Origin of the sequence: Leifsonia sp. McL0618 (assembly GCF_049994905.1) — a bacterium.
In the GTDB taxonomy this organism is placed as follows: Bacteria; Actinomycetota; Actinomycetes; order Actinomycetales; family Microbacteriaceae; genus Diaminobutyricibacter.
Window position 1 is genome coordinate 4,033,020 of the sequence record NZ_CP188258.1, and the last position, 21,645, is coordinate 4,054,664.

Annotated in this window: 20 protein-coding genes; 4 read left to right on the plus strand and 16 right to left on the minus strand. The window is 67.2% G+C overall.

What is annotated here, in order from left to right; all coding sequences use genetic code 11:
• Positions 1-124: 124 nt before the first annotated feature.
• On the minus strand, positions 125-1,264 hold the full coding sequence (locus tag ACPPVQ_RS19335; protein WP_426516965.1) for an epoxide hydrolase family protein: 1,140 nt from the start codon (positions 1,262-1,264) through the stop codon (positions 125-127).
• Between the two features lie 62 nt (positions 1,265-1,326).
• Here ACPPVQ_RS19335 and ACPPVQ_RS19340 point away from each other — a divergent pair, with 62 nt between their 5' ends.
• The gene (locus ACPPVQ_RS19340) at positions 1,327-2,283 is read left to right on the plus strand and encodes a helix-turn-helix transcriptional regulator (RefSeq protein ID WP_426516967.1); all 957 of its coding nucleotides are present in this window, start codon (positions 1,327-1,329) and stop codon (positions 2,281-2,283) included.
• Between the two features lie 154 nt (positions 2,284-2,437).
• Here ACPPVQ_RS19340 and ACPPVQ_RS19345 read toward each other — a convergent pair whose 3' ends face one another.
• The 6 genes from ACPPVQ_RS19345 to ACPPVQ_RS19370 all read right to left on the minus strand — a co-directional run bounded on the left by ACPPVQ_RS19345 (position 2,438) and on the right by ACPPVQ_RS19370 (position 8,773).
• Positions 2,438-2,992 (minus strand): dihydrofolate reductase family protein, encoded by a 555-nt coding sequence (locus tag ACPPVQ_RS19345; protein WP_426516969.1) that lies wholly within the window; start codon positions 2,990-2,992, stop codon positions 2,438-2,440.
• Between the two features lie 98 nt (positions 2,993-3,090).
• Entirely contained in the window at positions 3,091-5,259 is a 2,169-nt protein-coding gene (locus ACPPVQ_RS19350; protein WP_426516971.1) for a beta-glucosidase, read from the minus strand.
• Positions 5,260-5,412: 153 nt separating this feature from the next.
• Entirely contained in the window at positions 5,413-6,423 is a 1,011-nt protein-coding gene (locus tag ACPPVQ_RS19355) for an aldo/keto reductase family protein (RefSeq protein WP_426516973.1), read from the minus strand.
• Positions 6,424-6,757: 334 nt separating this feature from the next.
• A complete protein-coding gene (locus tag ACPPVQ_RS19360; protein ID WP_426516975.1) occupies positions 6,758-7,513 on the minus strand; it encodes an ABC transporter permease in 756 nt (251 codons plus the stop codon).
• Entirely contained in the window at positions 7,510-8,226 is a 717-nt protein-coding gene (locus ACPPVQ_RS19365; protein ID WP_426516977.1) for an ABC transporter ATP-binding protein, read from the minus strand. The genes ACPPVQ_RS19360 and ACPPVQ_RS19365 overlap by 4 nt, the downstream gene beginning before the upstream one ends.
• A complete protein-coding gene (locus tag ACPPVQ_RS19370; protein WP_426516979.1) occupies positions 8,219-8,773 on the minus strand; it encodes a TetR/AcrR family transcriptional regulator in 555 nt (184 codons plus the stop codon). Before ACPPVQ_RS19370 ends, ACPPVQ_RS19365 begins: the two co-directional genes overlap by 8 nt.
• 68 nt (positions 8,774-8,841) lie before the next feature.
• Here ACPPVQ_RS19370 and ACPPVQ_RS19375 point away from each other — a divergent pair, with 68 nt between their 5' ends.
• Positions 8,842-9,894: a S66 family peptidase gene (locus ACPPVQ_RS19375; protein ID WP_426516981.1), complete on the plus strand. Its 1,053-nt coding sequence runs from the start codon at positions 8,842-8,844 to the stop codon at positions 9,892-9,894.
• A 350-nt stretch (positions 9,895-10,244) separates the two neighbouring features.
• Positions 10,245-10,616: a VOC family protein gene (locus ACPPVQ_RS19380; protein ID WP_426516983.1), complete on the plus strand. Its 372-nt coding sequence runs from the start codon at positions 10,245-10,247 to the stop codon at positions 10,614-10,616.
• 40 nt (positions 10,617-10,656) lie between these two features.
• Here the strand turns inward: ACPPVQ_RS19380 and ACPPVQ_RS19385 are convergent, their stop codons facing one another.
• From ACPPVQ_RS19385 to ACPPVQ_RS19425, 9 genes are all read right to left on the minus strand, one after another.
• Positions 10,657-11,049 carry a RidA family protein gene (locus tag ACPPVQ_RS19385; RefSeq protein ID WP_426516985.1) on the minus strand — a complete coding sequence of 131 codons (393 nt, stop codon included), beginning with the start codon at positions 11,047-11,049 and terminating at the stop codon, positions 10,657-10,659.
• Between the two features lie 8 nt (positions 11,050-11,057).
• Positions 11,058-12,218 (minus strand): cellulase-like family protein, encoded by a 1,161-nt coding sequence (locus tag ACPPVQ_RS19390; protein WP_426516987.1) that lies wholly within the window; start codon positions 12,216-12,218, stop codon positions 11,058-11,060.
• A gap of 3 nt (positions 12,219-12,221) precedes the next feature.
• Positions 12,222-13,313 (minus strand): enolase C-terminal domain-like protein, encoded by a 1,092-nt coding sequence (locus ACPPVQ_RS19395; protein WP_426516989.1) that lies wholly within the window; start codon positions 13,311-13,313, stop codon positions 12,222-12,224.
• The gene (locus ACPPVQ_RS19400; protein ID WP_426516991.1) at positions 13,310-14,467 is read right to left on the minus strand and encodes a Gfo/Idh/MocA family protein; all 1,158 of its coding nucleotides are present in this window, start codon (positions 14,465-14,467) and stop codon (positions 13,310-13,312) included. The genes ACPPVQ_RS19395 and ACPPVQ_RS19400 overlap by 4 nt, the downstream gene beginning before the upstream one ends.
• A gap of 6 nt (positions 14,468-14,473) precedes the next feature.
• Entirely contained in the window at positions 14,474-15,373 is a 900-nt protein-coding gene (locus tag ACPPVQ_RS19405) for a carbohydrate ABC transporter permease (RefSeq protein WP_426516993.1), read from the minus strand.
• On the minus strand, positions 15,363-16,316 hold the full coding sequence (locus ACPPVQ_RS19410) for a carbohydrate ABC transporter permease (RefSeq protein WP_426516995.1): 954 nt from the start codon (positions 16,314-16,316) through the stop codon (positions 15,363-15,365). Before ACPPVQ_RS19410 ends, ACPPVQ_RS19405 begins: the two co-directional genes overlap by 11 nt.
• Positions 16,317-16,320: 4 nt before the next feature.
• Positions 16,321-17,568 (minus strand): ABC transporter substrate-binding protein, encoded by a 1,248-nt coding sequence (locus ACPPVQ_RS19415; RefSeq protein WP_426516997.1) that lies wholly within the window; start codon positions 17,566-17,568, stop codon positions 16,321-16,323.
• 116 nt (positions 17,569-17,684) lie between these two features.
• A complete protein-coding gene (locus ACPPVQ_RS19420; protein WP_426516999.1) occupies positions 17,685-18,698 on the minus strand; it encodes a LacI family DNA-binding transcriptional regulator in 1,014 nt (337 codons plus the stop codon).
• 101 nt (positions 18,699-18,799) lie between these two features.
• A complete protein-coding gene (locus ACPPVQ_RS19425; RefSeq protein WP_426517001.1) occupies positions 18,800-20,095 on the minus strand; it encodes an APC family permease in 1,296 nt (431 codons plus the stop codon).
• 103 nt (positions 20,096-20,198) lie between these two features.
• On the opposite strand from ACPPVQ_RS19425, the gene ACPPVQ_RS19430 reads away from it, so the two are divergent.
• Positions 20,199-21,623: an anaerobic C4-dicarboxylate transporter gene (locus ACPPVQ_RS19430; protein WP_426517003.1), complete on the plus strand. Its 1,425-nt coding sequence runs from the start codon at positions 20,199-20,201 to the stop codon at positions 21,621-21,623.
• Positions 21,624-21,645 lie beyond the last annotated feature (22 nt).

Genomic DNA, 21,645 nt, shown 5'->3' on the forward strand with positions numbered 1-21,645 from the left:
CAAAGGCGCTCGCGCCTCCTCCTGCACCGCTACCGCCGCATGCCTCGGATTACGCACGATTGCCCACGACTGGCCCGCGCGCAGACACCTGCGTGCGGGCCGGTGATCGCGGCTCAGCGATGGCTCACCGCAGCGCGCCGAAGAATTCCCTCAGGTCGCCCGTGAGCACATCGGGAACCTCTGCAGCCGCCCAGTGCCCGCCTGCGTCGAACTCGCTCCAGTGGACGATGTTCGAGTTGTCGCGTTCGGCCCACGGACGGATCGTGCGGAAGTCGTCCGCGAACACGGCGACGCCCGTCGGGGCGTGGTTGACCGCCGGCACCGCGCCGGAGCGCGCCTCCTCAAAGTACGAACGCGCGGCCGACGCACTCGTGTTGGTGAACCAGTAGATCGAGACCGTCGTGAGGATCTGGTCTTTGCTGAGCAGGCTGCCGTCGCCGAACGCGACGAGGAGCTCGCTCCACGCCAGCTGCGCGGCAGGCGAGTCGCTCAGCCCGAACGAGAGGGATTGCGGCCGGCTCGACATCGCCGCCGAGAAACCCGCACGCTCCTGGAACGTACCGAGGAAGGCGAGCCCGGCCTGGTCCTTCTCGCTGAGGTTATCGAACTCGGCGGGGTCGCCCGACGGGAACGAGAACAGTTGCAGCACGTGGGTGCCGACCAGCCCATCCGGATTCAGAAGCCCGAGTTCCCGCCCGACCTGCGCGCCGCCGTCGGTGCCGTGAGCGCCGTAGCGGTCGTAGCCGAGTCGCTTCATGAGCGTGTCCCAGGTCTGTGCGATGCGGGCCATCGTCCAGCCGCGCTCGTGGGTCTGGCCACTGAAACCGAAGCCGGGCATCGACGGGATGACGACAGTGAACGCATCCTCTGCCTTGCCGCCGTAGGCGACCGGGTCGGTGAGCGGACCGATCATGTCCAGGTAGTCGGCGAACGAGCTCGGCCAGCCGTGCGTGAGGATGAGCGGCAATGCGTTCGGCTCCGGCGAGACGACGTGGATGAAATGAATCGTCTGGCCGTCGATCTCGGTCGTGAACTGGGGGAACCCGTTGATGCGCTCCTCCTGCGCCCGCCAGTCGTACTCGTGCTGCCAGTAGTCGACGAACTCCTTGACGAAGCTGACGGGTGCGCCGTACACCCAGTCGTCGCCGGGAGCTTCGAGCGGGTAGCGGGTGTGTGCAAGGCGGTACTGGAGGTCATCGAGGTCGGCCTGCGGCACGTCGATGGTGAAGGGGCGGATGGCGGTGATGGTGTCGGTGTTTGTCATAACTGCACGCTATGAGGAGATGCGGAACGGTTCTTTCCTCAATTCCGTGGCATTCTGAAGAAATGCTGCAGACGTCATCCCGGTTGCTCACGCTGCTGTCACTGCTGCAATCGCGGCCCTCCTGGGGCGGCCCGGAGCTGAGCGAACGTCTCGGCGTCGGCGCCCGGACCGTGCGCAACGACATCGACCGGCTGCGGGAGCTCGGGTACCCCATCGAGGCGACGCGCGGACCGGCCGGCGGCTATCGGCTCGGAGCCGGCGCCGACCTGCCGCCGCTCCTCTTCGACGACGACGAAGCGGTCGCCATCGCGGTCGGACTCACCGTCACCTCCTCCGGATCGATCGAAGGCATCGAGGAGAGTTCGAGGCGCGCTCTCACCAAGATGGAGCAGGTGCTCCCCTCGCGCCTGCGTGCGCAGGTGACGGCGTTGAGGGATGCGACGGAGACCGTACAACGCGACGCGGCCGGCGTCGAACCGGAAGCACCCGTGCCGGCGACCGTGCTCGCCGCTGTCGCATCCGCGGTTCGGGATGCCCACTGGCTGCGTTTCGACTACTCGGGAAGCGCACGGCTGGTGGAGCCCTACCGGCTCGTCAACTGGAACCGCCGCTGGTACCTGGCGGCGTGGGACCTGCACGACGAGCGCTGGTCGACCTTTCGTGTCGACAACATCCAGCCGAAACCGCCGACATACCGGCCGTTCGAACAGCGACCGTTTCCCGACGGCGGCCTGGTCGGGTTCGTGCAGCGCGACGTTGCAGCGGCCGGCTGGAAAGTGACGGCCCGCATCACCGTCTTCGCTCCGGCGGACGACGTCGTCGCGCGCATCAACCCGGCCGTCGGCGTCGTGGAAGTGGTCGACGACGACACCTCAGTACTGATCACCGGGGCCGACATGTACGAGACCATCGCGCTCTACATCGGGCTGCTCGGGCGCGACTTCCACGTCAGTGAGCCGGCCGAGCTCGTCGCGCACCTGCGGGCGCTCGGCGAACGGTACGCACGGGCTGTCTCCTAGCACGCGACGTTCCGGAAAAACAGCAGCGGGTCGTCCCTTCGCACGAAGTCGATCCGCTGCTGTTGGCATCACGCTATGTCCGTCTCGCAGTCCCGGCCTCGTCGGAGCGGACAAGATGCAGGCCGCCGGTTCGGGCACTGCACCAAGCCGACGCTCAGCGGACCACGTCGTAGACGAGCTTGACCATACCGTTGGAATAGGTCTCCTGCTCCACGACCTTCAGGTTCGTGGTGGCTTCTCCGCCGCCGAACAGCCGCTTGCCGTCACCGAGCAGGAGCGGGAAGACCAGCAGGTGATAGCGGTCGACGAGCCCGGCATCCGCCAGTCCCTGCGCGAGGGTGGCGCTGCCGTGCACGATGATGTTGCCGCCATCGGATTCTTTGAGGCGCGCAACGTCATCCAGCGAGTGGATGACGGAGGTGTTGTTCCATTCGGGATCGGTGAGCGTGTTCGAGACCACGTATTTGGGCATCGCGTTGTACTCGGCGAACTCGGCCATCGTCGGCCAGATCGGCGCGAACTCGTCGTAGCTGACGCGCCCCATCAGCATGGCTCCGGCCTCGACCTGCTCCCGGCCCTTGATCTCGTAGGCCTCGGCGACGAACGGCACGGCCGTGAACGTCCACCCGGCACGCGGATGACCTCCCCCGCCTGGCGAGTCGATGACTCCGTCGACGGTGATGAATTCGGTGACGATCAGTGTGCGCATGCGAACGACCTTTCCTTACGACGATTCTGTCTCACCACTACGTCGAACGGGATGGCCTGATTTCGACATGCGCGCCCCAACCGGCGGCCACGCCCACGTCACCGCACCCGGATGCTCAGCTCCTGCGCTCCGTCGACGCCGGCCGGGCTGCATGGTGCGGCGACGATCGCCCACGAACCCGGGCGACGCGACCAGCTTCGCGTGCCGGGGTCGCGTTCGCGCACAGGGGTGAGGTCGAGGCTGACGTCGACGATCGTCTCGGCCCCGGCGTCGAGCTCGACGCGCCGGAATCCGACGAGCTGGGGCACCGGCCGCGCCGCCTGGGTGTCGACGGCATAGACCTGCACGACGGTCGACCCCGCACGCTCCCCTGTGTTGTGCACGCTCACGCGGGCGGTGCCGGTGGTCTCCGTCGCCTCATGGTCGAGGAGCTCCTGCTCGAAAGTCGTGTAGCCGAGCCCGAACCCGAACGGGAAAGCCGCGGCATTGCCGTCGCGGTCGAGCTTGCGCTGGCCCCACCACGCGTCGTAGACGACTGAGCTCGCCTCCGCTTCGAATTCGGGCAGGTGCGCCGCATCCGTGGGGATGGCGACCGGCAGCCGGCCACCCGGCTCGACTGCGCCGGTGAGCACGTCGGCGAGTGCGCGGCCGCCTTCCATACCGGGATACCAGGCGTGCAGGATGGCCGGGACCTTCGCACGCCAGGCCTCGACGATGATGGCACTCCCGCCGATCAGCACGACCGCGGTGCGTGGGTTCGCTGCCGCGATGGCGGCGATCAGGGTCTCGTCTTCGGGGTGCAGGGTGAGGATCTCGCGGTCGCCTCCACGCCCGAACTGGCTTCGCATCGTCGCGAACTTGCCCATCAGCCAGGTGAACGGCCTGAAGTTGAACGGAAACCCGAGCACGGCGAGGTCGATGTCTTCGTTCACGACACGTTCGCCCTCGTCGTCGTAGTTCATCCCGACGACGACGAGCACGGCATCCGCCTGCGCTGCTGCCGCGACGGCCTCGTCGACGTCCGAGCCGTCCACGTGCAACAGCTCGACATCGGGAAGCGCTTCGCGTAACCCCTCGATCGGAGGGCTGGTGCTCGGGGGGTGCACCAGCGACGATCCGTGGTCTCCCAGGTTGGCCTGGTCGGCCAGCCCTCCGATCACCGCAAGCCGCGTGATGGACGGCGCGAGCGGCAGCACCGGCGCCCCGTCGACGGGGTCGTTCTTGAGCAGCACCATCCCCCGCGCGGCGGCCCGGCGTGCGAGCTCACGGTGCGATGCGCCGGCGAGCACGTCGACCGAAGGCTCGGTCGCATTTCGCGTCGCGACGTGTTCGAGTGTGGTGCGCAGGATGCGGCGGGCCGAACGGATGACGGTCTCGCGAGACAGACGGCCATCCTTGAGCGCAGGCGGGAGTTCCCTCGCCCGCCGCAGCCGCAGAGGCATCTCGACATCCATGCCCGCTTCGAGGCTCGCGACACCGTCGTGGGTGCCGAACATCCAATCGCTCGTGACGAAACCCTGGAAGCCCCACTCGTCGCGAAGCACGTCGGTGAGCAGAACCGGGTTCACATCCATGAATGCGCCGTTGACCGAGTTGTAGGCGCTCATGACCGAGTCGACCCCCGCATCCACGACCGCTTTGAAATGCGGGAGGTACACCTCGTGCAGCGCATGGTCGTCGACGGTCACATCGACCGTGAAACGCGCATTCTCCATCGAGTTGAGAGCGAAATGCTTGACGCACGCCATGACGTTCGGGCGCAGCCCGTTGGTCAGCGCGACGCCCATCCGCCCCGTCAGCACGGGGTCTTCGCCGTAGCATTCCTGGGCGCGGCCCCAGGCCGGGTGCCGAAGGAGGTTGATGCAGACCGCGCCCGAGTAGTTGGCGCCCTGGGCGCGGGACTCGAGGCCGATGGCCGTGCCGATCTCCTGCTCGAGATCGGGATCCCAGCTCGCGGCGCGCGCGATCGTGACAGGGAACGCGGTCGACGGTCCGATGACGACGCCGCGCGGGCCGTCACTGAAACGCACGCCAGGGATGCCGAGCCGCGCGACGGCTCCGCCGACGACCGGACCGGACTTGATCATTGCGGGGATCCGCACCATCCCGAGCGTTCCGGTGTCACCGTCGAGCAGTCCGAGGAGCTCACTCTCGGACAGCTCGGCGATGAGGAGGTCGGCCGCTTCGATCGCTGTGAGGTCGCCATCGCGTATGCGCCGGACGCACCCGTCGAAGGTGATGGTGGCGGTGGTGGTGGTGTCGCGCATCGCGTCAACCTTCCTCACGACGGCCCCTTCCTCACGACGGCCCGCATCCTGGCGCGCAGGAGCCGGCACACCTACAGCCTGTACCCTGCGGGGCCGTCGTGGGGAATGCGTTTGCGCGGGTCGCCGGCGAGCGCTCCGAGGTGCGGGCCGGGCTCAGGCCTCGCGGGTGGCCGGCGAGCGCTCCGAGGTGCGGGAGGTGTCGCGCTCGACCACGTCGCCGAGCACCTCGTCGATACGAGCCAGGAGCTCGTCCGGGATGGTGACGCCCGACGCCTTCACGTTCTCCACGACCTGCTCCGGCCGGGAAGCCCCGATGATCGCGGTCGCCACGTTGTCGTTCTGCAGCACCCAGGCGACGGCGAGCTGGGCGAGGGTGAGGTCGAGTTCGCGTGCGATCGGCGCGAGGTTCTGCACGCGGGTGAGCACGTCATCCGTCAGGAAGCGCTTGACCGCGCCGGCGCCGCCGCGCTCGTCGGTGGCGCGACTGCCCTCAGGATGCGGCTGGCCGGGCAGGTACTTTCCGGTGAGCACGCCCTGCGCGACCGGCGACCAGACGATCTGGGAGATGCCGAGCTCCTGCGAGGTCGGCACGATCTCGCCCTCGATGACCCGCCACAGCGCGGAGTATTCGGGCTGGTTCGAGATGAGCTGGATGTTCAACTCCTTGGCGAGCGCAGCACCGGCGCGCAGCTGCTCGGACGTCCACTCACTCACCCCGATGTAGAGCGCCTTGCCCTGGCGCACGATGTCGGCGAAAGCCTGCATCGTCTCCTCGAGCGGCGTCTCGTAGTCGAAGCGGTGCGCCTGGTAGAGGTCGACGTAGTCGGTCTGCAGGCGGCCCAGCGATCCGTCGATCGATTCGAGGATGTGCTTGCGCGACAGCCCGACATCGTTGTGGCCTTTTGGGCCGGTGGGGCCGAACACTTTGGTGAAGATCTCGAGCGACTGACGGCGCTCGCCCTTCAGCGCGGCGCCGAGCACGGTCTCAGCGGCCGTGTTCGCGTAGACGTCGGCGGTGTCGAACGTGGAGATGCCGGCATCCAGTGCGGCTCGAACACACGCGGTCGCGGTGTCGTTCTCGATCTGCGAGCCGTGCGTCAGCCAGTTTCCGTACGTGATCTCCGAAATCTTGAATCCGGACCGGCCCAAATACCTGAACTGCATTGCGTTCCTCTCGAGTGGAGCATCCTGACATCCCCTCTTCGATGCTAGGCGCCGCGATTGATCGAATCCAACAGTAGATTCTTCTCGGATTCAGGCCTCGGCTCGATGAATGCGGCGCGGCTCGCGGCGACGGATGCGGTGCTCACGTCGACCCGGCTCGTTGCGGTCGAGCGTGCCGGTTGCGCGAAGCACGCTCGACCGCAGGTGTCACGCTCGACCGCAGGTGTCACGCTCGACCGCAGGTGTCACGCTCGACCGCAGGTGTCACGCTCGACCGCAGGTGTCACGCTCGACCGCAGGTGGCACGCTCGACCGCAGGTGTCACGCTCGGCGCCTACCGGTCGAGCTGCAGCCGCTTCCACGAGAGGAGCGTCACCGCGAAGCTGACCAGCATGAGCGGTACGACGAGCACCAGCTGCAGCGGCGAGACCTGGGTCCCGTTACTGACCGCCCAGAGGCCGGGCGCCGAGAGCGTGAACCACCCGTCGGCTCCCGCGATCACCGCCACCTGTGCGACCACGAGGATGCCGATCGCCGTCGCGATGCCGGTGAGCACGGATCGCCCGAGGGTCGCTGCCCAGCCGACCGGTGCCGCGATCGCCGCGGTCGTCAGCGCGAGGATGACCTGCCTGCCCATCGCGGGAAGCGCATCCGGAGTGACCGGCCCAAGGCCGAACAGCAGGCCGAAGACGATGAGCGCCAGCACGAGCACCACACTCACGAACACCGCCCACACCGCATAGACGGCGACCTTCGCGGCGGCGATCGTCGGGCGGGAGACGGGGAGTGCGAACAGGCCGGTGATGGTGCCGTCCGCGAACTCGCGACCGAACATCCAGCTCAGCACGACGCCGAAGCCGACGATGCTGCCGGCGGCGGTCACCTGCGCCGCCGCCCCGAAATAGCCGACCCAGCCCCCCGGGTCGGCGATCGGGCCGAGTTTCGCGGCCAGCTGCTTGTTGGTCGTTCCGACCGCCAGCAGCAGGGTCGAGCAGATCAGCGAGATGGCCAGCACCGTGAGGATGGTCGTCGCCCGCACCACCGTCGAGCGCCAGAATTTCGCCCACTCGGTCACCCAGGCCGCGATCATGCCGCGCCCCTGTCGTCGGCCAGGACGAGGCCGAAGAACGAGCGCTCGATGTCGACGCCGTGCGGGTCGAGGAAACCGATGAGGCGCCCCTGGTTGATGACCGAGATCCGGTCGGCGATGCGTGCGACCTCATCGAGGTGGTGGCTGCTCACGAGAATGCCCGCACCGGCGGCCGCGCGTTGCAGCAGTGCCTCCCTCAGCAGGATGACCCCGGCAGGGTCGAGCGCGTTGGTCGGCTCGTCGAGCACGATGATGCGCGGGCCATGCTGGAGGGCCGACGCCAGCCCGAGTCGCTGGCGGTTGCCCAGCGACAGCTTGCGCGCACGGCGCCCCGCGTACTGCCTGAGGTTGAGCTCGGCCAGGACCGCGTCGACCATCGCAGGGACGCTCCGCCCCGGCACGCCGTGCAGCCGGGCGCCGAGTGCGAGGTTCTGCCGCACAGTGAGCTCCCCGTAGGCCAGCGGATACTCGACCAGGTGCCCGACGGCGGCCCATTCGGCATGCGCGAGGGCGCGGCCCTCGATCGTGACGGACCCGGATGCCGGCCGCAGCATCCCGAGCAGCAAGCGCATGAGCGTGGTCTTTCCCGCTCCGTTCAGGCCGACGAGCGCATGGATCTCCCCGGGTCGAACCACGAGGTCGACCCCACGAACGCCTGCCGTCTCGTCGAAGAGGCGTGTGAGTCCACGCGCTTCGATCGCGCTCTCAGCCATGGCGATCCTCGAGCAGGTCGGCGGCGGCTTCGATGGCGGAGCCCAGCGGTTCACTGTCGGTCACGCTCCATTGGAGCAGCGCCGTGCTGAGCGCGCTCATGACGGCGGAGGCGGCGATCTGCGCTGTGCGATGCGGCGTCTCGTCTGTCGTCAGTGCCTCGGCGATGACCGCTTCGGTCTCCGCCGACCCTCGCGTCAGGGTGGCGCGCAGGCTCGGCGTTGCAGCGACGATGCGCAGGCGCGACCTGACCTCGTCGCCGGACGGCTCCGGCAGGCTGCGCCAGCCATCCCGGATGCCGCGAGCGGCCCGCGTGAGCGGGTCCAGGTGGGTGGGCTGGCGGCTGATCGCCTCGCCGATCAGCGGATCGTACGGGTCGTCGACGAGCAGGCTCTGCTTCGACGGAAAGTAACGGAAGAACGTCATCTCGGTGACGCCGGCCGCGCGCGCGATCTCGGCAACGCTCGTCGCGTCGTACCCTTCGGACCTGAAGAGCTCGAGCGCGGAGGCCAGCAGCCGCTCCCGTGTCTGTTCCCGTTTCGTGGTCACGACCTGATGTTAGTCACTAACATTATTCCGGTCAAGACTTCGCGGAGCCTCGCTGGTTGAATGGATGGATGACCGCGGACCGCAGACCGGCATCCCCACCCAAGCTCTCGCCCGGCGATCGCGTCGCCGTACTGTCTCCCGCGTTCGCGGCGCCCGGCTTTGCGCCAGCCGTGCACGAGCAGGCCATGCGCCGCCTCATCGAGCTGACGGGACTCGTTCCCGTCGAGTACCCGACGACGCGCAGACTCGGCGCGAGCGCCGAAGACCGGGCTGCCGACATCACGGCGGCGTTCGCCGACCCGGACATCCGCGCGGTCCTCGCGACCATCGGCGGCGACGACCAGATCACGGTGATCCCGCACCTGGACGCGGAGGTCGTCGCGGCGAACCCGACGATCTTCCTCGGCTACAGCGACAACACCAACCTCCTGAACCGGCTGTGGTCGCTCGGGATCGCCGGATACTACGGCGGCTCGACCCAGGTGCACTTCGGCGCCGGGCCCGGCGTCGACCCCGTCCATCTCGCGTCGCTGCGGGCGGCGCTGTTCACGGGCGGGGAACATCAGATCGTGGAGCCCGGCGAATCGGAGGACTTCGGCCCCGACTGGCTGTCGCCGCGCGCACTCGTCGAGTTCGGCGAGCGGGAGCCCACCGCGCCCTGGACCTGGGCCGGCCCGGAGCGAGAGATCGCGGGTCAGACGTGGGGCGGATGCATCGAGGTCATCGACCAGCTGGCCATGGCCGACCGGCTGCCGTCGCTCAATGATCTCCAGGGGACCATCCTGATGCTCGAGACGAGCGAGGAGGTGCCGCCGGCCGACTGGGTGAAGCGGTGGGTCCGCGCGCTCGGCGAGCGGGGCATCCTCTCCGCCGTCGACGGCGTCATCGTCGCGCGGCCGCCCGTCAGCACACCCGTCTCCGTGCCGCCGCCGGACGAACGCGCACGCCTTCGTGCGGCCCAACGGGATGCGGTCACCAGCGAGATCGCCCGCTACAACCCGGATGCGGTCGTCTGTGTCGGGGTGCCGTTCGGTCACACGCGCCCGCAGTGGATCCTGCCGTACGGCGGTCGGATGCGGCTCGACGGCCGCACGCGCACTGTCACGGCCGACTACAGCTGAGCGGGTAGCCGCCCGAGCCGGCCTGTTCAGGTCGAGCGTGCCCGTCGCGCGAGGCACGCTCGACCGCAGGGGTCACGCTCGGCCCGCGTCGACCGGCCCACATCGACCGCCCACATCGACCGGCGCGGCGGGGCGCACGCGGCGTAGAGTGACAGGCATCCACAGCGCCTGTCATCCGGGCCATCCGGATCGGACGGACGAGGAGAAGCGGCCCACCGGCGAATCGCCCCGGGGCCGAACTCCCACAAGCGGAAGCACATCGTCGCCGTCACCCGGCACGACGCCTCGATCGCGTCACGGACGGATGCTTCCCACCCACCGCTGTACCACGCCACAAGGAGGCGTTCCCCATGCTCACCCAGGCACACGCAGTACTGCCCGCATCCGATCTCAAACGCGCGCAGGAGTTCTATCACACCGCCCTCGGCTACGACCCCGCCGAGGCAGACGGAGGCAACCTCCGCTACCGGCTCGCGTCCGGCTCGGTTTTCGAGATCTATGAGACCGGCAACGCAGGGACCGCCCAGAACACACAGATGTGTTTCATCACCGACTCGTTCGAATCCGACATGGCCCAGCTCCGCGCGAACGGAGTCACGTTCGAGGACTACGACTTCCCCGGACTGAAGACCGAGAACGGCGTCGCGATGGAGGGCGACTCCCGAGCGGCGTGGTTCCGGGACAGCGAAGGCAACTACATCTGCCTCACCGAGGACGTCTGAGTACGCGGACGACGGGTACTGGGACGACGGCACCTCACGCTCACGGCGCTTCGGGGATCACCGCGACCGCGTCGATCTCGACGAGCGCGCCCGGACGCGCCGGGCTCACGGCGAGCACCGTGACCGCTGTGCGGTGGTCGCCCCAGACCGAACGGGTCGCCGCGTAGGCGTCCGTCGGATCAATGCCGGCCGCCAGATAGATCGTCAGTTTTGCGACATGGTCGGCGTCGGTGCCCGCCTCGGCGAGAACGGCGAGCAGGTTGCGCAGGGCCCGCTCGGTCTGGGCGCCGAGTCCCTCGAGAAGTGTGCCCGCCTCATCCGTGCCGTTCTGGCCGCCGACGTAGAGGATCGGGCCGGCAGGAGCGATCATCCCCTGCGCGAAAGCAGGGCTGCGCGGCAGGTGCGGCGGGTCGACCGGCGTAAGGGAGGCCACCTGCACAGTCAAGCATCGATGACGGCGGGATGTCCACGGTGGTCTCCGCGTGAAGCGGGCTCGAGCGGTTCCTGGCCGTGGATGCGCGCGGTCAGTGCGCGGTGCCACGCGACGTCATCCCACATCCCTTTAAATTGCGGGCCACAGAAGTTGCTCGTCGCGATCCCCCGCCAGCGGTCATGCCTGATGGCCTCGTCGACGCCGAATTCGCAGAGTTCCTTCACCCAGCCCCAGTCGAGGCCCGGGCCGTCCTTCCAGCGCACGATCGCCCACGCCTCGCTGGTCACGAGCGGCAGGTTGCGCCAGCGCGACCAGTCCGCCATGTCGGTGATCAGGTTCGAGAGTTGCGTGCGCCACTGGGCCGGACTGGACCGGTAGAGCTTCTCGGCCGAATCGGCGAGCAGCGCATACTGCCCGGGGTCGCGACCGTCGTAGCCGAGCTCGTCGTAGAAGCGTCGGGGACCCGCGAGCACCATCCAGACGTGCGGTTCGAGCAGATCGTACTGAGAGACGTCCTCGGCGAGGACCGTGTCGAACTGTGCGGAGATCGAGAAGCACAACGGGATGTCCGGATACGCCCTGCGAACCCGGGCGAGTGAATGATTCGTCCAGATCCGGCCCTCCGGCGAGGTGCGGAGCATGTCATCCGTTCCTTCTTCGCCTCCCGGAACGGTGAAGGGCGCCCAGAACAGCTGCGGCCATTCGTTGCAGAGGTCCACGTACCAGATCGCGTCGAGCAGGTCGGCGTCGCGGATGTGGTCGAGCGTTGCGATCCAGACGGCGGCGAGCGCATCGGGCCCGTCGATCTCCATGCGTGTGTCGGCGACGTCCTGGCGGAACCAGGTCGACAATGCGACCTTCAGGCCACGGGCATCCGCCAGCCGGATGAAGTCGACCAGCGCGGGCATGGGCGACACGGTCACCTCGACCGGGCTGCCCCAGTGGTGCATGACCCAGGCCGGGATGAGCGTGAAACCCGCGGTCGGATCCGCGGCGACGAGGTGGGGATACGCGTCGATCCTGACGACGTCGTAGCCGCGTTCGACCAGTCCGTCGAGCGCGTGCTCCCAGTCCTCGTAGCCGCCACCGGGCCAGCGCCGCTCGAGCCAGGAGAAGTCCCACATCGCGATCGCGAGGGCCCTCTTGTCGCCGGCCGTCAGGTCGGTCACCTGTCAGCCCCTGGTCTCCGGCGCGCCCGCGTCGCCCCACGTCGCCTCCCAGCCCACGCCGACCGCGTCGCCGGCACGAACGTACCCGTCCGCATGGACCGCCGCCTCCCGCACCACCGGGTTCCGGGTCATGAGGGACTCGAAATAGGTCGTGTTCGGGATGCTCATCGCGAGCTGGACATTCACCGGGCCGCCCGCGTGGATCTCGGCACGCAGGTTGAACGCCTCGGCGAGGTGCGCGATACGCAGGGCACCGGTCACACCACCCTTCAGCGTGGCTCCCGTGCGCACCGCGCCCGCGCATCCCGATGCGATGAAATCGGCGGTGTTCATGTGGACACCATCGCTCGTCTCGGCGACGAGGAGGGGAATGTCCACCTGCTCGGCCAGGCGCTTGTACGCCGTGATGCTGAACTCACGCATCGGCTCCTCGTACCAGCGGTAGCCCGCTTCGGCGAGCGCCCTGCCGAGGTAGACGGAGTCGTGCAGGTCGAATCCAGCGGACCCGTCATACATCAGGTCGATGTCGGGGCCGACGTGGTCGCGCAGCGCCTGGGACAGGCCGGCGTCGCGCTTCACGTCGCCCCAGGCGTGCAGCTTGATCGCGTGATACCCGAGCTCCAGGCATTGGTCGGCGACGTCGAGGTATTCCGGGATGTCCCTGAACGTGGTCGTCGACGCATACGCGGGCAGCGCATCCCGATACGAACCGAGCAGCCGGTGAAGGGGGAGCCCGGCCTGCTTCGACGCGATGTCCCAGAGGGCGATGTCGACGAGTCCGAGGATGTAGATCGGGAACTCCTCGATGCGGTCGAGCTCCCACATGCGGTGCCAGAGCCATTCGCGGGCGAGCGCGTCCGCACCGATGAGCTCATCGCGGAGCCGGCGCTCCACCAGGTCCTGCAGGATGATGCCCCGCGCGCACTGGGCGTAACCGCGCACCCCCGACTCCGTCGTGATGACAAGCCATCCGCCGGTCGTCGCAGGACCGGAACCGGGCAGGCCGTTGCGCCACACGAACGGCGGCGACGCGGCCGGGATGCGCTCCAGCACGACCCGGACGTCGACGATCGTGTCGCCGGCCGCCTCGCTCATGACTGCAGCTCGAAGTACTGCTCGATGTCGGCCGACACGGCGGGGATGCGGATGAACCGGCTTTCGGTGCGCAGCGAGATCGTCGCCGCCTCACCTGCCGCCACCGCATCCCGTGCCGCGACCGGCGATGTCTCGGTTGCGCCACCCTCGCGAACGAATCGGAGGAATTCGGCGACGAGCGCACTGTCCGCTCCCCCGTGTCCGCCCTCGGCCGCGGGGATCGGGACGACCTCATCCGGTTCGGTGTAGTCGCCGCGCGTCGTCCAGACCTTGATCACTCCGCCGTCGCCGTCGCCGAAGTTCTCGATGCGGCCCTCGGTACCGATGACGGTGTAGTTGCGCCAGTAGTCCGGGGTGAAGTGGCATTGCTGGTAGCTGGCGTAGACGCCGTTCTCCAGCTGCATGAGCATCATCGAGACGTCTTCGACATCAACGACGGGGTTCAGTCCCGTGAGCGTGCTCGGCGGCCAGTTGTCGTGGCTGATCCACTCGCCCATGCGCTCCTCAGAGCGGTCGCGGCGATCGGTGATGTCGCCATAGACGGTCAGTCCGCCCATCCCGACGACCGTCTCCGTGCGCGAGTCGGCCAGCCAGTGGATCACATCCAGGTCGTGTGCGCCCTTCTGCAGCAACAGGCCGGTCGACTTGGTGCGGTCGGCGTGCCAGTCCTTGAAGTAGAAGTCGCCTCCGTTGCCGACGAAGTGGCGGCACCAGATCGCTTTGACCTCGCCGATCCTGCCGGAGCGGATGATGTCGCGCATCGTGCGCACCAGAGGAAGGTGCCGCATGTTGTGGCCGACGTACAGTCGCGTTCCGGTCTCGCGGGCCGTCTCCAGGATGCGGTCGGCATCCGCAGCGGTGATCGCCAGCGGCTTCTCGCAGAACACGGGAACGCCCGCCCGCAACGCTGCGATGGCCACCTCGGCGTGTGTGAAGTCCGGCGAGAGCACCATCACCGCGTCGATGTCCGAGTGCAGCAGGTCGCCGAGCGAGCTGGCGATCTTCGCGTCGGGGAGTTCCTCGGCGACGCTGCGCTGCGCGCGCTCGGCCGGATCCCAGACGGCGGCGATCACCGCATCGTTGCCCGGCGCCACGACCTCACGCCAGAGTGAGGCGCGGGCCCCGAAGCCGACGATTCCGATTCGTAGTGACAATTCGTTCTATCCTTTCGTTCCCGTCAGCGCGATGCCCTGAATGAACTGGCGCTGAAGGAAGGCAAATGCGATGAGCATGGGGAGGCAGGCGAGCAGTGCCGCCGCCATCAGCACCGGGTAGTCGGTGAAGTGGAGGCCGATGAGCTGGGCCATTCCGACGGTGAGCGGCTCCTTGGTGGGATCCGAGGTCACGACGAGTGGCCACAGCAGGTCGTTCCACGACCACAGCGCGGTGAAGACCGCGAGCGCGATGATGCCCGGTTTCGCGAGTGGAAGCATCACCTTGTAGAACACCTGCCACGGGTTCGCGCCGTCGACGCGGGCCGCCTCCTCGAGCTCGTTGGGGAGCGCCATGAAGAACTGCCGCATCAGAAAGCACCCGAATGCACTGAAGATGCCCGGGACGATCAGTGCGGCGAGGCTGTTCGTCCAGCCGAGGCGCACGACGATTTCGAACTGCGGGAGCAGGAAGAGCTGGGACGGAACCATGAGCACGGACAGGAACGCGATGAAGATCACGTTGCGCCCGGGGAACCGGAGCCGTGCGAAAGCGTAGCCCGCCATGGTGCACAGCACGACCTGGCCGGCGACCCGGCCGAGCGTGAGGAGAACCGAGTTCGTCAGCATCGAGAGGAACGGAATCGAGGCGAACACCTTCGCGAAGTTGCCGAAGTCCCACGGGCTCGGGATGATCTGCGGCGGAACCGCATGCGCCCCGTCGAAGGTCTTGAACGCGGTCAGCGCCTCCCACACGAACGGGAAGATCATGATGACCGCGCCGGCGATGAGGAGGGCGTGCACGAGCCACGGCTGATGGGAGCGGCGGCGCTTGCGGGCTGAAACTGCGACAGTTGCCGGTGTTTCGACCCTGGTCGCAGTGCGCGTCATGGTCGTGTCAGTACTCATAGTGAACCCACCTGCGCTGGAGCCGGAACTGGATGGCCGTGAGGATCAGGATGATCACCATCAGCACGATGGCGATCGCCGCCGCGACCCCGCGCTGGTTACGGATGAAGCCCACCTCGTAGAAGAGGGAGACGATCGTCATGGTCGCCTGCTTGGCCGGGCTCCCGGTGGGGATCATGACGTAGAGCAGGTCGAAGACCTGGAGCGCTCCGATCACCGTGATGACACTGACGAAGAAGACGCTCGGGCTCAGCAGCGGGAGGGTGACGGAGAAGAACCGACGGGTCGGACCTGCGCCGTCCAGGCTCGCTGCCTCATAGAGCGACGTCGGGATGCCCTGCAATCCGGCGACGAAGATGACGATGTTCGTGCCGATCGTGGACCAGATGCTGACAACCGCAACGGCGAGGAGCGCCGTCGACGGGTTGGCGAGCCAGCTCGTCCCCTGGATTCCGACCACGTGGAGCACCTGGTTCAGCACACCGTAGTCACCGTTGTAGATGAACGCCCAGACCAGGGCGATCGCCGCGGGCATGGTGACCACGGGCACGAAGTAGAGCACACGGTAGAGGCTCCGGCCCTTCAGGCCCGGAGTGTTCAGCAGGCTGGCGATCACGATCGCCAGCGGGATCCCGAGAAGCGCCACCAGGGTGAACAGAGCGGAGTTCCAGGTGGCGCCGAGCAGGTCGGGCGTGGTGAAGAGCTGCACGAAGTTCGAGATGCCCACCCAGGTCTCGCCGCCGAAGGCGCCGGTGGTGGTGAGCGACATGTAGCCCGTACGAAGAATCGGCCAGAAGTAGAAAGCGATCAGTCCGAGGGCCGTCGGCCCCACGAAGAGGAGCGCCCACCAGGCGGAATCCCGCAGCGGCTTGCGACGCCGGGCCGCAGGTGCCGGGGTTTCGCCCGGCACCTGCGTCCGCGTCATCGTCGATGACTGTGACACGTCGTTATTCCTTGGCGAGGTCTGCGTTCATCTTCGCCGCGAGGTCTTTCAGACCCGTCTCGACGTCGACCGATCCAGTCCAGATCTTCGTCATCTCTGCCGTCTCGTCGGTGTTCCACGCTGCGGTGTTCTTGGACACGGGGTAGGGAACCGCGGTCTTGACCTCGTCCATGTACGCCTGCAGGTTGAAGTTCGGCAGGGACTTGACCCACTCATCCTGGCTGCCGTTGAAGGCCGGGATGACCGCGCCAGACTTGGCCATGTCATCCGCTGCGATCTTTCCGCTCGCGAATGCGGCGAACTTCTTCGCATCGTCGAGGTGTGCGCTCTTGGCGGAGGCGACGTTCGCCAGGCCGTGGATGATCGACTGGTTGCTGACCGGACCCTGCGGCAGGGGGGCGACGTCGATGTTGCTCGCGATCGACGACTTGGCGAAGGCACCGGGGTTCCACGAACCGGCCCAGTACATCGCGACCTTGCCCGAAGTGAAGAGGTCGGCCGAGTAGGTGTCCGTCATCTGCTGGAGCGTCGGGGACTCCTTCGCCTTCACGAGGTCGACCCAGAACTTCACGCCCTGGATGGTCTTGGGGTCGTCATAGCCGGACTTCTTGCCGTCCGGGCTGATGATGTAGCCGCCGGCCTGGGCCACGGTGTCGTAGAAGTTCTCCTGGCCGTACGGCGGAGCTGCGATGCCGAAGGTGCCGGGGGTCTTGCCGGTCAGCGCTTTCGCGTCGGCCGTGAAGTCATCCCAGGTCCAGCCGGCCTTCGGGTAGGCGACGCCTGCAGCGTCGAAGAGCTTCTTGTTGTACCAGACGCCGACGGTGTCGAAGTCCTTGGGCGCCCCGTAGACCTTGCCCTGGTACGTGTACAGGTCGGTCAGCGCCTTCGGGTAGTCGCTGGTCTTGACGTTGTCGAGCGGCGCCAGCTGTCCGTTGGATGCGTAGAGCTGGAAGTTCGGCCCGTTCATCCAGAACACGTCCGGAGCAGTGCCCGCCGAGGCCGCGGTCTGCAGCTTCGTCCAGTAGTCGGCGTTCGGGGTCAGCTCGATGTTGACCGTGATGTTGGGGTTCTGCTTCTCGAAAGCCGAGACGATCTGCTGCATCGCCGGCTCCTGGTTCTTGTCCCAGATGCCGTAGGTGAGCGTGACCTTCTCGTTCGAGCCTGCTGCGCTCGAGCAGGCGGTGAGCCCCATGAGCCCGAGGGCCGCGATGGCCACTCCTGCCCCGACGGCCCGGATGGTGCGTCGCTGCATTGAATCTCCTTTGATCGTTTTGCGTGTGACTGCAGAATTACTAAAACGATTAAGTAACACAGCAATGCAAGTGAGCGCAAATAACGATCAGTGAAATTGAGCACAACGGGCACGGCTCAGCTGCGGGACGACTCCCGGGCGATCAGCGTCCAGTCGAGCTCGTGGAGCGTCCCCTCACCGACCTCGCCGGGCCCATCCAGCGCACGCTGGACGATGATGTCGGCTATCCGCGCGAACTGGTCGACGGGGCCGACCGTCGAGAGCGACGGCTCGGTCAGGCCTGCGTCCGGCGTGTTGCCGACACCGATCACGGCGACGTCCGCCGGCACCCGGATACCGAGCCGATGGGCAGCGTTGATCGCCGCGATGGCGGCGAAATCGGTCGTCGCATAGATGGCCGTCGGCCGGTCCGGCGACGAGAGCAGGTCGAGCGCGACCGCGTACGCTTCCGCCTGGGTCTCCTCATAGACCCCGATCCGGTCCTCGCGCACGCTCAGGCCGGCGTCGGCCATGGCGTCGCGGTAGACGGTCAGCCGTGAGGGGTTGTTGCGGGCGTTCACCCGGGAGGTGAGGCAGGCGATCTCCGTGTGGTGTTCGAGAAGGTGCTCGATCGCGATGCGGCAGCCCGGCAGGGAATTCGAGCGGATCACGTCGAAGCCCTTCGGCTCGACCACCTCGTCGAAGACGACGATCTTCTGGCCGCGCTCGACCATCGTGGCGAGTTTGCGCGCGTCATCGTCGAGGTCCGGGCCGAGCCCGACATAGGCGACGTCGGCGCTCTGGAGTTCGAGGGCGGAGAACCAGTCCCCGTCGGCGAGGATCATCGACGTTATCCCGGCCTTCTTGGCGGCGGAATTGACCGCATCCGCCAGCGCTAGCGACCAGGGGTCGCTCAGCATGTTCAGCGACAGCATCACCAGGCCGGTGCGACCGGTCCTGACCGCCCGCGCAGAGCTGTTGGGGTAGTAGCCGAGGCGCTTCACTGCTTCGTGAACACGTTGCGCAGTCGCCTCGCTGATCCCGGCGTCGCGACCCGAAAGGACGAACGAGACCGTGGTCGTCGACACACCGGCTTCACGCGCGACCGTTTTGAGGGTCGGTCGGGCGTTCGGTCGCGATCCGTCTGCCATCGTTCCTCCTCTCGATCCACGCAACGCTATACCAGTGATAAGTATCTCCCCGCACACGTCCTGGACCGACGGGTCGGCGACCTGGACCGACGGGTCGGCGACTAGACCGCCGGGCCGGCGACGCGACGGCCGCGCACGCGCTTCCACGCCAGGTCGACGACCACCGCGAGCGCGATCACGACGAGGAGGGCGAGCGCCGTAGTCGGCTCGTTGACCAGGGTCGTGAAGCAGAAGACGATCAGCGTGCCGAGGGTCGCGATCAGCGAGATGACCAGCACGATGACGCTGGCTCCGGTCTCCTTGTACAACCGGAAGTGCCCGATGGTCACCGTCGAGAAGATGAGCAGGGCGACCGCGCTTCCGATCGAGGCGATGCTCGTGAGGTCGAAACCGGCGACCAGGATGATCGCGATGGCGGCCATCACCAGCAGACCGACGGGGAAGCGACGCACCGATCCGCCGAAGAAAGGCGGGAACTGCCCGATCGATGCGAGGTGGCGTGTCATGCCGATCGACGGGTACAGCCCGGCGTTCACGGCGCCCGTCGTCGACAGGAGCGCGGTGATCACGATGAGCACATAACCCGCCTGGCCGAGTGTGGGCTTCGCCGCCTCTGCGATGGCGGTCGGCCCGTACGTGACGACCTCGTCGGCGGTGAGCGTGCCGAAGACCCCGAGCGAGACGGCGACGTAGACCGTGGTCGCGATCGCCAGCGCCAGGTAGATCGCGACCGGCAGCTGACGGGATGGATCCGGAAGGTCTTTGGCCGTGAACGTGATGACGCCGAAGCCGAGGAAGGCGAAGAACGTGAGGGCGACGCTCGAGATGATCTCCTGAACGCCCGGATAGCCACTGGGCGCGAGCAGCGCCGGGTTCCAGTTCGCGATCGTCACCACAGCGAACAGGATCAGGATGATGAGCACCGCGGTGACGAGGATCGACTGCACCCGTGCGACCGCGTTCGATCCGATCGCGTTCAGGCCGCTCATCACCAGGATGAGCGCGATGCCCAGCACCTTCGCCCAGAACGGGTCGCTGTGCGCGACGACCGAGCTGGCGTACCCGCCGAACGACGATGCGATCATGGCGACGACGATCGAGCCCGCGGTGAAGAACAGCCACGATCCGATGCCGGCGATGTGGCCCTCCCCGAACCCTTTCGAGAGGAAGGTCAGCAGGCCTCCGCCCGAGGGATACTTCGCGCCGAGTTTGGCGAAGGAGTATCCCTGCAGAGCGGCGATGATCCCGGCGATGAGGAATGAGAGCCAGACGGCCGACCCGGCAACCGCCCCGGCGGCGCCCAGCAGTGCGAAGATCCCGGCGCCGACCATCGAGCCGACGCCGATGAACGTGGCCTGCATGACGGTCATCCGCTTGGTTGGGTCTGTAATGGCCATGGGTGCATCCTTGCTGCCCGATCGTGCGCCGAAATCACCCTGATCGGGCTATTTCCAAACAAGGTGCGCAGGTGCATCCTTATGCGAAAAGGGGGGTGTACCCATGCAGACCTTTGTGATCATCCTGCAGGCGGTCGTCGTCATCGGGGCCATCGTCATGGGGGTGAGGACCGGCGGTATCGGCCTCGGACTCTGGGGCGTGTTCGGCACGGCCATCCTGGTCTTCGTGTTCCACCTGCCACCGGGTTCACCCCCGGTCGACGCGTTCTTCATCATCATCGCGGTCATCACAGCGTCGTCGGCGATGCAGGCCGCAGGCGGCATCGACTACCTGGTGTCGATCGCCTCGAAGATCATCCAGCGCAACCCCAGGCGACTGACCTTCGTGGCGCCGCTGGTGGCCTTCGTGTTCACGGTGCTCTCAGGCACGTCGAACATCTTCATCGCCCTGATCCCGGTCATCTACGAGACCGCCTATCGCAACGGCCAGCGGCCGGAGAAGGCGCTCGCCTCGTCGACCGTCACCTCCGGCCTCGGCATCACGGCCAGCCCGGTCTCGGCGGCGATGGCGGCCTACCTGGTGCTCATCGAGAAGGAAGGGTTCTCGCTCCCACAGGTGTTGCTCATCACCATCCCCTCGGCGATCATCGCCTGCATCGCGACCTCGGTCGTGCAGCAGCGCATCGGCAAGGAGCTGGTCGACGATCCGAAGTTCCAGAAGCGCGTCGAAGAGGGCACCGTCGAGGTTCCCGCCGCGCTCACGAGCCAGTATGCCGCGGTCGGCGGTGAAGGATCCGGACCTGTCGTCGCGGTCAAAGAAGGTGCGCCGAAGGGCTCGAAGCCGGCGCCGCTGCCCATCGAGCACACGGTGCCCCCGGGCGGAAAGACCGCCGCGTGGATCTTCATGTCGGGCACGTTCCTCATCGTCCTGCTCGGCCTGTTCTCCGGGCTGCGGCCCGCATTCCCCGACGCCGAGGGAAACCTCGTCCCGCTCTCGATGACGACGGTGATCGAGATGGTGATGTTCACCGCCGCCCTGGTCATCATCCTCGTGCGCCGCGTGAAGCCGTCACTGGTCGTCGAGCAGCCGCTGCTCAAGGCGGGCTACGTCGCTGCAGTGGCACTTTTCGGGATCGCCTGGATGGCCGACACGTTCATCTCGGCGAACGAGGAGACGATCATCAAGCCGCTCGGCGAGCTCATCAAGGCCCAGCCCCTCTGGCTGGCTGTCGCCCTCTTCATCGTCTGTGGCCTCACCACCAGCCAGTCCGCGACGACGAACACGCTGATCCCGATCGCGATCACCGCGGGCCTCGCTCCCGGGATCATCACGGCGATGTGGCCTTCACTGATCGGCGTGTGGCTGTTCCCGGCGAACGGCGGTCAGATCGCCTCGGTCGAGACCGACAGGACAGGCTCGACGCACCTCACCCAGGTACCGGTGTGGCACTCGTTCACGATACCCATGCTCGTCTCGTGGGTCGCGGTGGTGGCGTCGGGCCTGATCATCCAGCTGTTCGTCCACTGATCTCCCTCGAAACGCAACGGAG

What these genes read in the sequence shown, in the direction of transcription:
- ACPPVQ_RS19425 (WP_426517001.1), bottom strand. Translation starts at nt 20,095, where the DNA reads ATGGCCATTACAGACCCAACCAAGCGGATGACCGTCATGCAGGCCACG.
- ACPPVQ_RS19340 (WP_426516967.1), top strand. Translation starts at nt 1,327, where the DNA reads ATGCTGCAGACGTCATCCCGGTTGCTCACGCTGCTGTCACTGCTGCAA.
- ACPPVQ_RS19375 (WP_426516981.1), top strand. Translation starts at nt 8,842, where the DNA reads ATGACCGCGGACCGCAGACCGGCATCCCCACCCAAGCTCTCGCCCGGC.
- ACPPVQ_RS19345 (WP_426516969.1), bottom strand. Translation starts at nt 2,992, where the DNA reads ATGCGCACACTGATCGTCACCGAATTCATCACCGTCGACGGAGTCATC.
- ACPPVQ_RS19380 (WP_426516983.1), top strand. Translation starts at nt 10,245, where the DNA reads ATGCTCACCCAGGCACACGCAGTACTGCCCGCATCCGATCTCAAACGC.
- ACPPVQ_RS19405 (WP_426516993.1), bottom strand. Translation starts at nt 15,373, where the DNA reads ATGAGTACTGACACGACCATGACGCGCACTGCGACCAGGGTCGAAACA.
- ACPPVQ_RS19430 (WP_426517003.1), top strand. Translation starts at nt 20,199, where the DNA reads ATGCAGACCTTTGTGATCATCCTGCAGGCGGTCGTCGTCATCGGGGCC.
- ACPPVQ_RS19350 (WP_426516971.1), bottom strand. Translation starts at nt 5,259, where the DNA reads ATGCGCGACACCACCACCACCGCCACCATCACCTTCGACGGGTGCGTC.
- ACPPVQ_RS19365 (WP_426516977.1), bottom strand. Translation starts at nt 8,226, where the DNA reads ATGGCTGAGAGCGCGATCGAAGCGCGTGGACTCACACGCCTCTTCGAC.
- ACPPVQ_RS19415 (WP_426516997.1), bottom strand. Translation starts at nt 17,568, where the DNA reads ATGCAGCGACGCACCATCCGGGCCGTCGGGGCAGGAGTGGCCATCGCG.
- ACPPVQ_RS19395 (WP_426516989.1), bottom strand. Translation starts at nt 13,313, where the DNA reads ATGAGCGAGGCGGCCGGCGACACGATCGTCGACGTCCGGGTCGTGCTG.
- ACPPVQ_RS19420 (WP_426516999.1), bottom strand. Translation starts at nt 18,698, where the DNA reads ATGGCAGACGGATCGCGACCGAACGCCCGACCGACCCTCAAAACGGTC.
- ACPPVQ_RS19360 (WP_426516975.1), bottom strand. Translation starts at nt 7,513, where the DNA reads ATGATCGCGGCCTGGGTGACCGAGTGGGCGAAATTCTGGCGCTCGACG.
- ACPPVQ_RS19335 (WP_426516965.1), bottom strand. Translation starts at nt 1,264, where the DNA reads ATGACAAACACCGACACCATCACCGCCATCCGCCCCTTCACCATCGAC.
- ACPPVQ_RS19355 (WP_426516973.1), bottom strand. Translation starts at nt 6,423, where the DNA reads ATGCAGTTCAGGTATTTGGGCCGGTCCGGATTCAAGATTTCGGAGATC.